Below are 14,185 nucleotides of genomic sequence, written 5' to 3' on the forward strand. Positions count from 1 at the left end.
GTCTTGAAAATTTGCTCTTCGCGCAATTAGTGCTTGGCGGGAACGCGGTACTCACGTTCTTTGGCCAAGAAAATGCTGAGTTGATATCTCTCTGAGCAGGTGCGTCGTCAGTCCCCCATCAATGCGCTGCGCTTTCCGACGCCCATCCCCAATCCCCGCACCCCTTCACTCACCAGAAGCAGAAAAAGCCTGTGGCCCCCAGCTCCATCAGGAACCAGGGGCCACAGGCAGCACACCGCATGCACTAGCAGCTCACGCTGCCAGCCACCGGCCTAGCAACTATGCGCGACGACGATTACCCATCAACGCACCAGCCGCCATAATCAGACCACCCAACAGCAGCCACGGCGCAATACCGTTACCACCAGTCTTAGGCAGGTCACCAATCCAGACGTTAGCGATATTCGCGGTGGCATGAATCTTGCCGGTCGTCTTATCGGTCGTTGACTTCGGGTCGACGAATGGGAAGGCATCACCTTCGGTCCACTGGTTAGCAGACCAGAACTTCAGCTTCCCATCATTGTCGATCTTGAAGCTAATCGGCTCTGGCAATAGCTGGTAATTCTTACCTGCATCGCCCTGCGGAGCCTTGGTTTCTGCAATCCAGTACTGCTTGCCTACTTCAAGGTTCTCCACAGTGAAGGTGGTCGAATCGTTTTCTGCCTTATCAACCGCCTTGGCGTTAGCCATTTCCTCATTATCAGCGATAACGAAGGAAGCGTTCTTCAGCTTATCCTCGTGGTCATCAGCAGAGACCTTGGTGAACTGGAAGCGAGCACCCTTTAGCTGCGGCTTGTCATCAATCCAGAAGCTCTGTGCCTCATCGTTAGCATCGATGTGCTTGACGATATCGACACCGTTGGAGTCCGTTACGCTCTCCTTGAATACGTAGCGGGAGCCAGCCTTCAGATCCTTCTCGTTCACATCATTGTTCAAGTCGACCTTGACGAACCAGGAGCTTTGAGCAGAGGACTCAGCCTTGACAGCAGACTCGTTGGAATAGATGACGTGCTCGGACTTGTCCGCATCAACACGAACCAGCTCAGTCTTGAGCTTGTAGTCACCAGCAGTCAGACCAACGTAATCGATACGGTCGTAGGCCTTATCTACGTTTTCAATATTGACGCGAGTACTTCGCCACTCGCCGTAGTCAACCTTTGCAGGGTCCTTGTCACCATCAAGAGCGGCGGTAGTACTCATGCGGGAGTTACCGTTTCCTCCGCCACCTGGGACAAGCACCATCTGCCACGGTTGAGCATTAGCGCTCTTAAATCGCACAATTTGGTAGTCCGTAGACTTCTCCAGATCATCATTGCTCAGGACGTACTTAGCAATGACTGCACCCTTGTCAATGATCTCGCGGCGCTTAGGGTTTCCCGCAGAGGTGTACTTGCTGAAGATCTCATCCAAGTTGTCGTTGTTGTAACCAAGGAGGTTCAGAACCGCACCATATACAACGGCGTACGCTTCAGCGCCCGTGTAGTAACGCCCAGCTGAATCCTTGACACCTGCCTCTCGAGCAATACGCTCTGCATTATTGATGATTTCCTGACGAGCTTGGCTAGCCTTGCCACCACCGGCAGAGTTCAGCTGCTTAACCAAGTAACCGAGTGCCCCCTGGTTCTCCATGGAAATTGGGGTTTCGCTTACTGGGCTGTAGTCCGACGGGAAAAGCTCCCAATTGTCACGTACGGGCTCAGAGGTATCCGGATACCCCAAATTTGGCTGGATACACAGACCACCGTAGGAAACGACCTGACCATTTTCGTCCTTCAAGACGAATGGACCTGGAGAGCCGTTGAAACCGTGCTGGGCCGAGTTGGTCATAATCAAAGGGTGAAGACGGAATACTGGGTAAAGATTAATGTCTCCACCAGTTCCCTCAGTCCAAGTCTTTTCGGCAGCCTTCTTGAGCTTCTTTCCGGACAGCTCAACAGTGGTCTTAACCGTCTCCGGAGTGCGGCTGAACGCAGACGAAACGGTAAACTTGGTTCCTGCCTCTACGAGTGCAGTTGCGCGTTCTCCAGCTCCATCAACAGGGTAAACCTCGTAAACGACCTCATTCTTATCCGCCGAGATAACGGTCTTCTTCAGGGAGTATCCCTGCTCAAGACCGGTATTGTTGTCGCCACCAATCTGGAACGAGTAGGACTCCCCAGTCAAGATGCTATTTGGGGCATCGACTGTAACCTTCGCACCACTAAACTTGGAGCGAGAGTCGATGGTAATGACATCCTCGAAGGCTTTATCATCACGCTTAGTTGCTTCGGCGCGAGCTGCAATAGCGTCCTCGCCTTCGCCTTTAACTAGCTCGAAACGGTCGTCAGTCTTTGCCAAGTCAACGACTACTTCACCTGGTCCCAGAGGAAGGCGGTGTTCGCGGTCCTTAATAGGGGATCCCGGCTTTTGACGGAAGCCCATTTCCACGACAATCTTTCCGCCGCTTGGAACCTTAACGCCTTCGAGGCCGTCGAAGGTCATGCCGCCCCAGTCATTATTGTCTTTATCGGTTGCAAGACGGTAGCGGTCGTATGCTTTGCCTTCCAGCTTCTCAACGGGATTTCCCTCGGCGTCCAGAACCTTCAGGGTCGGCACCATGACGTCATTATCCAGGTACGTGCCATTGACGTGGTCAACCCGTGCAGTTACTTCATTGCCCAGAGTGCCGCCTACCGGGAAATCACGCGTCAGGGTGACATAGAAATCACGACCATTGGTTCCCTCTTTCGGCTTTACATTGGTCTTCAGGTTCTCACCAGTAGTCTCTTGCTCTTCTACCTCTGCAAACGGAGATGCCTTGAGATCGATAACGCCAGGCTGTTGACCTTGAACTGGGGACGCGTATACGCGCATGTCCAGCCTCGATGGATCGACCGCACCGACGTTCTTAAAGTGAGCGATAACACGGTTACGGGATCCTTCCCATACTGCCGCCTTGTTACCCAACTTGGTGGTGTCAATCTCAATATAATCAGACTTGTCCCCACTCATACGCGTAGCACGGACAGAACCAAGCTCCGTAGGGCCCTTTTGAAGGAATACGTCATTCAGACCGTTATCCAGCTGGTTATCTGGGTCATAAATGAAGATACGGTTGATGTACAGATCTCGATATGGGCGATTAGGGCCCAGGACCTCAGTCTGTAGGGCAACTTCGTAACCAGACTTTGCAGTGGGAGTGTCGACGAACTCAGTGGTCTCGATGAGCTTAGTTTCATTCTGGTGGTCGAAGATTGAATCCCCCTTTTCGGTCGAAGCCCACAGGCGACCACTGTATTTATTGATATCGCCACGGAAGTTAGAGCTCAACGTAACCTTAATCTGGTCAGAGCCCTCTTCCCAGAAGTCAATGGCCTTCTTGGGGGAACCATCGCCACCATTACACTTACTCAAATCCAGCTCAAGATAATTCGTGCTGGTATTAGTAGTTTCCCTGTAGAAAGCACCGTCGGGCTCATTCAGAGTACACGTGGTCCGACCCTTGGAAATTTTGACGGTCTTATTGCGATCCGCGAAGCCTTTTGGCTGCTCGGCATTGCTCCTGTCGATATCACCGTCGTACTGCAGCACAATCTTGTTTGCATAAAGAGTGGTGTGCTTTTCCTTTGGCTCCCCACCGACGCTAAATACAAAGGTAGGGTTATTGGTGTTCGCGTTTTCGACGTCAAAGCTCTTCAGTTCAACCTCACGGCTACCGGTTTGGTTTTCCGCGGCGCGGTTTTCTTTTTTGGCCTTGTCAATCTTCTCCTGCTTCTCGGCAGAAGGATCCGGCAAGAAACCAGCATCCTGCACCTCAGCCTTAGCCGGAATATCATCCTCATCCAGGATGGAGTACTCACCCTCCTTGGAAGACTTAACCTTCAAGGTCAGCATCTCCGGCGGAGTAGTCTTCAAACCGTAGTAATCGATAACGATCTTATCCAGCTTGTCCTCATCGTCATAGATGAAGCCATAAGCATCCTCATCAACGACGACGCCGTCAGCTTCTACCTCGACGATTTCATCAATACCGGCATCGGACTCACGAGAAATACCATAGAGAGCATCATCAGAGACCTTCTCCTTGCCAGTTTCACTATCACGCCATGCCTTAGCATCCCGGTCATCAATCGTCACAGTGTCAATATCACCATCACGCTCGACACTCACCAGGTCCTCAACAACCTCCGGCTGCTCAACAGCTTCGAACGCTTCAGAAGCTTCCTCACCAGAAGCAGAATCAGACGCAGACGCAGGCGCCGAATCAGATGCAGGAGCATCATCGATAGGTGTTTCCACCGACGCGATCTCCTCAGCCAGACCATCGACATCGGATGCCTCGTCATAAGCAACCAAAGCCTCGTCAGCCTCGGGATCCTCCTGGGCAAAACCAGCAGGAGCAAACAGCATCATCGCACCAACCAAAGCAACAACGACACCAACAATAAACACAGCCATAGAGCCACGCGAAGCGCTCACAGCGAAATTCTTAAGATGAGACACAGTAGCTCCAAAAGGAAATAGAGAGAAAAAAGAATTCTTCTTCACTAGCTTTCACCCTTCCGACGACGAGAAAGCCACAAACCAGCGAAAATCAACACAGCACCGACACCCACAAGACCCAGCACACTAGCACCAGTAGACGCCAACACATTCACCGAACGAGAACCAGACTCAGAACCAGAACCACCCTCCGGCGGCTCCTCACCCAGAACCTGAACACCACGCTCAGTCGTTACACCAGGCCTATCAGGATGAGTCGTACGACGTCCTGGAGGAAAACCCTCACGCGGCGGACGATCACGATCATCAGTAGTCGACTCACCCGGCCTCTCCCGAGTCGTCGTCTCCGGAGGAACCTTCGGCGACGTCGTCTTCACAGTAGTCGTCTTCGGAGTAGTCGTCTCCGGGGGAACCGGAGGCGTCGTCGTCCTCGGAGGAACCGGCGGAATGGTAGTCTCCGGCGGAGTCGAAGGACGCCCCTTCATCACCGCAACAGAGTCATACTCAAACTCCGTACCAGCCGGATTACCCAACGGAAGAATAATCAGACGCGGATCCGACAAACGATAATCATGCTGGGTATCCGGCGCAGACTCCTCCACCAGATAAAGACCTGGGCCAAGACCAGTAAACAAAGCCTTGCCCTCAGCATTCGTCAGCTCAGAAGCAACCTTGACAACACCAGCCTCACGCGACTTAGCCACAGTCATCTTCTTAGCAGCAGCACGACCAGCCTCAGTCGTGACATCAACACCACGAACCTTAAAAAGCGTGAAAGAAAGACCCGCAACCCCACCATCAGGCAAAGCACCAGGCTCACGATCATCAAAAGGATTCAACGGAATCTTACGAAACGTCACATCAATCAAACGCGACGAATCCACCGCAGAAGCACTAACACCCCGGTCATTACCGGAAATCACACGCTCATCCGCAGCAGCCACAGGACCAGCAAGCCCCGCACACAACGCAACCACGAACACCGAGGAAGAAAGGGAAAAATAATTCTTCATAGACATCATCTCTTATCGAGGGGCAGCTCGCGCTACAGCCTTAACTAGGGGAGGCTGCAACAACTTTTAAACATCTGCCTAGCAAATTTTAGGATTACTCAAAATAATACTCAACATTTTTCAGCTGCACAAGCTGAGACGAAGCCTTTTGACAGTTGGATTTAAGGTGGATGGCAGGGGCGTCGTCAAGCAGCGAACGCCGCGCCAAAGGCCACCAGGTGTTCATCTCACTCGCCGACACTATTCTAAGAATCTGCTGGCAAAAAGTCGCACAGTGGGTCATGACGGCTGGCGCAGCAACGGTGACGGTTGTGCGCGGCGGACACCCCATGAAGCAGCCCAATGACCGTCGCACTCACCACAACCGCGAGGTGCAGGAGGGTCCCAACTCTTGTACGCCCCAACTCACACCATCTCCTACGCTGCCCACGCTCACAGCAACCCCAAGCATGCACCACGCGCAGCTGAAATCGACAGCGAAACCGCCGGCGATACCGCAGCACCTGGTGGCCATCGCACAGTGATAACAGCGCTCACAGCATACAACGTCCCGCGATGCCGGCTCCATGAACAGCATGCCCAGGCGCAGTACACCATCGGGGTCCTGGCCCATCTATCGATCGGCTTCAGCATGAAAGGTATTCGTCCGTGCATTCCTCTCTAACGCAGCAAAATCCCCACCCGTTTCCCGGGAGGAAACGAATGGGGATTGGGGTACGGGGAGATTAGTCCTCGTCCTCACTTACTGGGTGGGCGCTGCCAGCTTCCGCCTCAGCTTCGTCGCTTTCCGACGTCCCCCCTGCGCTAGCTTTCCTCATATTCCGTAGCCACCACACCATGGCGGCGATAATAACCAAGGCAAGGGCGATAAGCAGCCACATCCACCACTGCATGAAGCTAGCCTTGTCCTCAAAGACGTGGGACTCTTCTGCATCCATCGGCACGCGGTGCGCATGCACGAGCAGTCGGTGGGTATTGATGCCGTATGGCGTACAGGTAATCAGGGTGAGAAGGTCCTCGCCTTCCTTCGGCTGCAGCGAATCGGTTTCCTCCGGCAGCACAACCTCAATATCGTGCACCTCATATTTCAGCTGCTCACCAAAGGTAGAAATGTAGATGCCATCACCTTCTTCTACATCCACCAGGTTGTCCCAGAGTGTTGCATTGGACAGTCCGGTGTGACCGGTAATCACGGAGTGGTGACCCTCACCACCCACCGGAAGTGCCGAACCAAAGAGGTGGCCCAAGCCCTTTTGCAGGGTCTTATCATCCGTGCCGTGGTAGACCGGCAGCTTCGAGTCAATAGACGGGATAACCACCTGGCTCATCGCGGAGCTACCACTCAATTGCTTCAAGTATTCCTGGTACGCAACATTGTCTTCACTCACGCGGGCAAGCCACGGGTCCAGAATCGGCGCATCCCCGTGCTCGTCGTTATAGCGACGAGCCTCCTCGACGGCCTGGTTCTTTTCCTCAGGCGACATTTCTTTAACGTCTTGCTCGTAGAGCGCGGCGACTTTCTGCTGCTGCACGTTATTCCACTGGGTGGCATATACCGGGTACAGCATGACAAGAAGACCCACGATGACCAGGAGTATCGGCAGGAATACGCGCTTAAGCATAGACTGTTTTTCCGTCTTGCGGGGTTTGGCAATCTGTTCGGTCATTGAGGGTCCTCTAAATCTATGTATTTAGTTGGATATAGGGAGAGAAAGTGAAGATAGGAAGCAGCCGAGCTTAAGAGAGCGCCCAGCACACGTTATTCGATATGGAATTGTACAACGCCCCGGAAAAATCAGGGCACTAAAAGCGGCGGGGATTTTTGTACCACCCTCCCCGCGGGGGCGGCGCAAGCCAAAAGGCCCGGAAATGATTTCCGAGCCTAGTGGTTTAGCAGGCTAGCACCTAGTGCTTAGGCCTTAACGGAGTTGCGGCGTGCTGCGAAGAAACCGCCACCGATGATTGCCAGACCAGCCATGACGATGGCGATGAAGCCAGCGCCACCGGTGTTAGGCAAGTGGTTCTCATCGGAGTAGTTGTCGACGGTTGCGGTGTTCTTAATCTCGGTGATGTTACCGTTAGCGTCGGTAGTAGCGTGCTCGCCCTTCTTCAGCTTGAACGGGATGAGAGCATCGTACTTGACGTAGCCGGCAGGAGCCTTGGTCTCCTTCAGGCAGTAGTCGTTAGCCTTGTCCTCGTTATCGGCGAAGTCGGTGACGTGAATGCCCTTGATGGTGACGGTGCCGTTCTCGTCGGTGGTCCACGAGGTCTCGCCCTTGACCTCCTCTGCGGAGGTGTTAGGAGTCTGCTTCCAAGCATCACCGTCAGCCTGGCACTGGACGAGCTGGAACTCGGCGCCCTTCAGCTTCTTGTCGGTGTTGTTGCCGTCCTGCTTGACGATCTTCAGGTCACCCCAGTAGGTGTCAACCTCGTTGGACGTAACGGTGGTGTCGTACTCACCCTTCGGGTTGTGGCTGACGGTCAGCTTTGCGTCGTTAGGAACGTGGTAGACAGTCGCGTCGCCCTTGGTCTTGGTCTGAATCGTGGTGAAGACCTTGTCGGAGGTGGACTTCAGCTTCTTGAGGCCTTCCTCGGTGAAGACAACCTTCTTGATCTGGTCATTGCCATCGACAGCCTCGACATCGTAGTCGGTGCCAGCCTTCAGCTCGGTAGCCGCGTCCTCGGAGGCGCCAAGAGCAACCTTGGTGACCTTGGAGTTTGCACCATCCAGCTTGGAATCAAGTTCATCGGTGACGATGTACTTGGTAAGGGTCTCACCCTCCTTCTTCAGCGGAATGCTGGAGGTAATGGTGTAGGTGTAGTCCTCGCCGTTGTTGGCGAACTGGTCCTTTACCTTCTTTTCAACCTTGACCTCGGTGTTCTTCGGGTAAGCGTGAACGTCCTTGAGCCAGCCGTCCTTCGCGTCCGGGTTGGTCATCGGAACATAGACCAGGAACGGCTTAGCAATCACAAGGCCGGAGTCGTCCGGAACCTTGGTCTCGGTGACCTTGTAGAGGCCCGCCTTCAGGCCAGTCAGCTTGATTTCGCCCTTGTCGTCGGTCGTGCGGGACACAGAGTAAGCACCCTCGCCCGTGAAAGCCTTTGCTTCGTCAGCATTTTTGATGCCAGCAGCGGTCTTCCAGTCCTTAGGGGTGTTCAGGGGCTGAACCAGTTCAATCGTGTAGTCAACACCCTTCGCAGGGTCATTAGGAAGGTTCTGCTCAGTACCGTTGCCCTGCTCACCGCTCTCAGTACCCTTGAGCTTGTGGATGGTCAGGGACAGGCCGTCTTTAGGGGCGTTTTCCGGGTTAGAGTTACCCTGCTGCTGATCTGCATCTGCAGTGGTGGAAGCAGTAGCTGCAGGAGCCTCGGACTGTGCGTGAGCAACGTTAGCGTCAGCACCAACAACGCCAGCGGACAGAGCGATTGCAAAAGCGGCGGAGAAAGCAGCAGCCTTCTTGCCAGCGATAGCCTTGGACATGAGTTCTCTCTTTCGAAATCTTAGGATAGGGAACTTTCCCTAGAGACAGAGTGGATTTGGTTTTGGGGGTGCCTCGCGCTTAGTGCAAGGACTTGGACGGTGTAGCGCGGCTAGCAGGTCCTGCACGGCACCGAAATTTTTCTTGAGGGAGAGTAGTCACAGTTTCCTTAACGTTGTTGGCTGGGATGCCACATGGGGGAATAGCTCGCCGAATTCTAAGACCCTCTTACGGGACTAGCCTTAACTTTTGCGGCGGGCCGTTTAATCTTTCTCGTGTAGATTAGCATCGAATCCACAGTTTGCCAACTGCATTCTAAGCTTCTTCTAACTTTGCTTGCAGTTTACGTCGCTGAACTGCAGCTATAGAAAATAAATTAATCTTGAGATAGGCCGGACGAATGTTAAAAATCGTCAGTCTGAGTGCTTTTGTAACGCGCCTCCGAGCATAATCGAAGTCCACTGGCAGCAAGACTTAAGGTTTCTGGAAATTTCCTAGCTTGCGCCTATCTAGCGCCCTGAGGGGACGCAACGCGCACTCAGCCTTCGCTGGCGGCGTCAAAGCCCGTTCAGCCCGTCATCGGCGGCAGCGCGGATAAGAGCGGCGTAGGCGCCGTTGCGGGCGAGCAGCTCGGCGTGGGTACCGCGTTCTATGATGCGGCCGTGGTCGAGGACGATGATCTGGTCGGCGTCGTAAATCGTGGACAGGCGGTGGGCAATGACCAAGCGGGTGGCCTGTGCACCGAACACGGCCTCCTGAATGGCGCGCTCAGTTTCGTTATCCAGGGCGGAGGTGGCCTCATCGAGGATGAGGACCTCAGGGCGGCGCAGGAGCGTGCGGGCCAGGGAGATGCGCTGCTGCTCACCGCCGGAGAAGCGGTAGCCGCGCGAGCCCACGAGGGTGTCCAAGCCGTCGGGAAGGGAACGGACCACCTCAGCCACGTTGGCGGCGTTCAAAGCTTGCCACATGTCCTCCTCCGTAGCGTCTGGTTGGGCAAAGAGGAGATTCTCGCGCACCGAGCCGTGGATGAGGTAGGTCTCCTGAGAAACCACACCGATGACTTCAGCGCGCTGCTCGGCGGGGATATCGCGCAGGTCCACCCCACCCAGCCGTACCGAGCCGTCGGTTGGATCGGCCAGGCGCGCCAGGAGCGCAGCGATGGTGGATTTGCCGGAGCCGGTGTGCCCCACCAGGGCGGTGGTGGTGTGGGAGGGGATGTGAAGGGAGACGTCGGCAAGCGCGTCGGTGTCCGTGCCGGGGTAGCGGTAAGAGACGTGGGTGAGGGTGAGGGAGGCATCGGCAAGCAGGGCGGGCTCAGTGGCCTCAGTAAGCTCGGGCTGCAGGTCGAGGTATTCGAAGATACGGCTAAACAGCGCCATGGAGGCTACCCACTGCGCGCCCACATTGAGCAGGCCGGTAATAGGGCGGAAAATCTGGGTCTGCAGGGTGGAAAAGGCGATGAGGGTGCCGATGGTAATGCCCGGGCGCAGGCCCGCTACGAGGTAAATGAGCGCCGGCATGACACCGAAGATGATTTGGGTCAGCGCCATGCGCCAGCGCCCGGCCAGTTGGGATTCGAGCTCCAGGCGAATAAGCGAGCGCGAGGTCTTCTCAAACCCGGAGAAGACGCGGTCCTGCGCGCCCAAGGTGGTGGCTAGCCGCATGCCGGAGACGGAGAGGTTCTCTGAAATGGTCTGTTGGAGCTCGGCCTGGGCCCGGCTGTTTTTCTCCATGAGGCTGCGGCGCAGGATGGCCGCGCGGCGCGTCAGCCAGACCGCGGGTGGCAGAACGATGAGGGAGAGTAAGGACAACGTAGGTGACAGCGCCACCATGGCCACCAGCGTGGCCACGGTCATGGTGAGGTTGCTGGCCACAGACGTCGCGGTGGTGGTGACCATGCCGCGCATGGCCGCGATGTCATTGGTCAGGCGGGACTGAATCTCCCCGCCGCGGTTATTGGTAAAGAACTGCAGGGACTGGTGCTGCAGGTTGGCAAAGACCTGCGTGCGCAGCTCATGCATGATGGTGTGGCCCACGCGTGCGGACAGAAAGGACTGGATAACACCGATGGCTTGAGACACCACGGTGACCGCCAGCATGCCGCCGACAAGCCACAGAAGCAGCGTGGTGTCGTGGTGAGGAATGGCGTCATCCACCGTGCGGCGCACAAGGAAGGGCTGCACCACGGTCAGCCCCGAGGTGGCCAGGATGAGGGCCAGAACCACCAGCAGGGTGCCGCGGTGGGCGGCAAAAAGGCCGGCGACGCGGCCGAACTTTACGGGATGCTCCGCTAGCTGATCGACGTCCGCGGGGTCCTTCACCGCGGTGTGCATCGGCCGCGTCATGGATTAACCGCAGGTGACGATGGGCTGCGGGTCATAGACCGTGGTGGTGGTCTCCCGGGAGAGCTCCTTGCCGGAGAGGTCCTTAATCACGCGGGTATCGGAGGTGGTGAAGCCCGGCGCGCCGCCCGAGGGCGAGCAGTCCTCCCCCACCGACATGCGCTGCGGCTCAGTCTTGGCCCAGCGGCCATTGTTAATGGACTCCACCTCGACGGTCTTCACGCCCTTGAAGCGCACGGTGATGTCCTTGCCAAAGCTGGTCTCAATGCGCACCGGGTGCTTCGAGGTGTTGGTGAACTGAAGGTCAATCGCGCCTTCGTAGACGGTGGCCTCACGGCCTGCCGGGTAGCGCGAGATGTAGTAGGAGTGCGGGGTGTGGGCGGTGTCCTCCATGCCGGCGAAGTACGCGGCATTGTAGAGGGTGGTGGCGAACTGGGAGATGCCGCCGCCAACGGCCGTGCCGGCGTGGCCGTCAATAATAATGCCGGATTCCACGTAGCCCTGCGCGGTACCGCGGGGGCCGGTGTAGCCGTTGAGGGAGAAAGTCTCACCCGGGTTGACCACGGCGCCGTTGACCTGCTGGGCAACAAGGCGGATGTTGGTGCCGGATGCACCGGAGAAGCCGCCGGTAGAGAACTCAGAGATGGTGTCATCGAAGGTGGCTTTTTCTGCCATCTCGGTGGTGAACTCGGCTGGGTCCGGCTTGTAATCGGCGTCCCACTCGCGCTCATCCTCGCTGCTCACGCGATCCTCGAAACCATCGAGGGTCTTCTCCCAGTCGATGATGGAACCGTCAACGGAGGGCGTGATCTGCTTGTCACTGCCGCTGAAGGAAATCTTGGCGTTGGTGCCGGGAACCTCGGAGCCCTGCATGCGCTCCTCAAACAGTTCGCGGGCACGGTTCTTGTCCACCTTGAGGCGCAGCTCGCCCTCCTCGGCGGCGATGGAGACAAACTGGGCAATCTCCGGCTTGCGCAGGGTACCGGAGGTGTTGTTCTCACCGTTGAGCGTCAGCGGGTTGTCGAGCGCGCGGGCAGCATCACCGGTGCGCATGGCCTCGATCGCCGCGTCATTGATCCGTGGTTCCACCACCATGGGCGTGACCTCCACGCCTTGGGGGTCGAGCCAGTGCTTCTCGACGTCCCCCCGCAACGCTTCCTTCTCCACTGCCTGACCCAATTCGGGTGAGGTTTCCTTGAGGGAGCCATCGATAAGCTCCAAGTTTCCATCCTTCGGCTCAACCTTGAGCTCCTCGCTGACGCGATCAAGTTCGCCGGAGAGCTGATCCTCATCGATGTCGACCGCCACCGGGATCTCCTCGGTGGGTTTGATGAAGCTGTAGAGGCGGGCGAAGGGATTGAGCGAAGCGTCCGGAATACCGTCGACGGCCTTCTGGTAGTTGAGGCTCAAGCCCGAATCCTGCGGGATGAGCTGGGAGGTTTTCTCGCCCGCACGCACAATAACGGGGCGGGTGGTGACATCCCCGAGTTCCTTTTCGAGCTTGCCCACGGCGGCGGTGCGCTCCATGCGGGAGATGTCCACGCCGCCTACCGACGTCGCGCGCGGCACCTTGTGCTGGTTGGCCATGACGTCCCACGCGTAGGCGATGCCGGCGATGAGCACGAGGCCGACGAGCACGCCGAGGAAGACCTTGAGTCCCCTGCGGTTGCGGTCTCGCCGGTGCTGGCTGTGTCCGATTGCCTTCTTCACGTGTATGAGACTATCGTCTGCCAGCTAGTTTTTCCTAGTCGGCTGCGCGATCGGATTCCTGGTGGGCCACAACCTCCGCCGCCGCATCAATCACCGCGTTAATGTCGTCGTCGGTAGACCACAGTGGCATATCGGCTCCCGCGGCCAACGCTGCAGATACCGCCTCCGGCACGCTGAAGTTCTCCGAGATGGAGGCCATTCCCCCCAGGTCATCGGTGTAAATCGTGCCCTCAAACCCCAGCTCCTCACGGGCCAGCTGGTAGGCGCGCGGGTTAAGGGACGCCGGTTCCTCGCCCAAGCCGGGAACCACGAGATGCCCCATCATGAGCGCCGCCTCGGGCGCTTTCGGGAGGGCTGTGTGAAATGGCACGAACTCGTGACCATAGAGCTCTTCCAACGGCGGGGTGACGGCCTCACCCTGGTGGGTATCCCCCGAGGCGCGCCCGTGTCCCGGAAAGTGCTTGAACACGGCCTTGACCCCGGCTGCCTGCAGCCCGCGGGCAAAGGCCGCGCCATACTCACCGGCGGTCTCCGGGTCGGTAGAAAAAGCGCGGTCCCCGACAACCTCCAGGTCTCCCCCGTCAACGTCCAGCACCGGGGCAAAGTCCACCGTCACGCCGTGTGCGCGCAGGCTGTGCCCGATCTCGGTGGCCATGGCCTCGACCTCCTCCGGGCTGTGACCTTGAGCCATGGCCTGCGGTGAGGGATACTCGCCCAGAATCTCAGAAAAGCGCTGAACGCGGCCTCCTTCGAAGTCGATGGAGACCTCGAAGTCGCGGCCCATCTCCGCGCGCAGGGCGTTGAGACCGCGGGGCCCATCACTGAGCAGTTCGGGGTCTGCCCAGCTCGGAATGAAAAGCCCGCCCACGCCCGCGTCCAGCTTGGCGCGGGCGTCCTCATAGTTCAGGGCCGGTGGCATGAGTTTCGCGGCCGCTTGGGCGCGAATATCTTCGGGCGCGGCTTTTTCGGTTTCGGGGGACTCGCCTGCGGCTGCGGCACTGGATGCCGCGCTGCTCGGCGCGGTGCTGTGAGGCGCGGTGCTGGGTGGGACGTCGGAAAGCACAGGCTCCGAACCGCACGCGCTTACGGCGCAAGCGATGCTGACTAGAAGGGCGGGCATTGCTTTTCTCATGCCTACCAGTGTGCCGCAAAGGGCCCG

At 57.2% G+C, this 14,185-nt stretch carries 8 protein-coding genes; 1 reads left to right on the top strand and 7 read right to left on the bottom strand.

Annotation, left to right across the window (positions count from 1 at the left end; all coding sequences use genetic code 11):
* Positions 1 to 279: 279 nt before the first annotated feature.
* Positions 280 to 4,458 (bottom strand): SpaA isopeptide-forming pilin-related protein, encoded by a 4,179-nt coding sequence (locus M5J09_RS04540; protein ID WP_257157107.1) that lies wholly within the window; start codon positions 4,456 to 4,458, stop codon positions 280 to 282.
* A gap of 68 nt (positions 4,459 to 4,526) precedes the next feature.
* The gene (locus tag M5J09_RS04545; RefSeq protein WP_257157108.1) at positions 4,527 to 5,495 is read right to left on the bottom strand and encodes a hypothetical protein; all 969 of its coding nucleotides are present in this window, start codon (positions 5,493 to 5,495) and stop codon (positions 4,527 to 4,529) included.
* A gap of 170 nt (positions 5,496 to 5,665) precedes the next feature.
* Between M5J09_RS04545 and M5J09_RS04550 the strand changes: the two genes are divergently transcribed.
* Positions 5,666 to 6,019 (top strand): hypothetical protein, encoded by a 354-nt coding sequence (locus M5J09_RS04550; RefSeq protein WP_257157109.1) that lies wholly within the window; start codon positions 5,666 to 5,668, stop codon positions 6,017 to 6,019.
* A gap of 201 nt (positions 6,020 to 6,220) precedes the next feature.
* On the opposite strand, the gene M5J09_RS04555 is transcribed toward M5J09_RS04550, so the two are convergent.
* From M5J09_RS04555 to M5J09_RS04575, 5 genes are all read right to left on the bottom strand, one after another.
* Complete coding sequence (locus tag M5J09_RS04555) at positions 6,221 to 7,162, bottom strand: class C sortase (protein WP_257157110.1); 942 nt, start codon at positions 7,160 to 7,162, stop codon at positions 6,221 to 6,223.
* A 245-nt stretch (positions 7,163 to 7,407) separates the two neighbouring features.
* On the bottom strand, positions 7,408 to 8,976 hold the full coding sequence (locus M5J09_RS04560) for a SpaH/EbpB family LPXTG-anchored major pilin (protein WP_144792496.1): 1,569 nt from the start codon (positions 8,974 to 8,976) through the stop codon (positions 7,408 to 7,410).
* 555 nt (positions 8,977 to 9,531) lie between these two features.
* Entirely contained in the window at positions 9,532 to 11,319 is a 1,788-nt protein-coding gene (locus tag M5J09_RS04565; RefSeq protein WP_257157111.1) for an ABC transporter ATP-binding protein, read from the bottom strand.
* Positions 11,320 to 11,322: 3 nt separating this feature from the next.
* Complete coding sequence (locus tag M5J09_RS04570) at positions 11,323 to 13,026, bottom strand: VanW family protein (RefSeq protein ID WP_257157112.1); 1,704 nt, start codon at positions 13,024 to 13,026, stop codon at positions 11,323 to 11,325.
* Positions 13,027 to 13,060: 34 nt separating this feature from the next.
* Entirely contained in the window at positions 13,061 to 14,158 is a 1,098-nt protein-coding gene (locus M5J09_RS04575) for a glycoside hydrolase family 3 N-terminal domain-containing protein (protein ID WP_257157113.1), read from the bottom strand.
* Positions 14,159 to 14,185 lie beyond the last annotated feature (27 nt).

The organism is Corynebacterium sp. BF-R-2 (assembly GCF_024586525.1).
GTDB classification, from domain to species: domain Bacteria; phylum Actinomycetota; class Actinomycetes; order Mycobacteriales; family Mycobacteriaceae; genus Corynebacterium; species Corynebacterium singulare.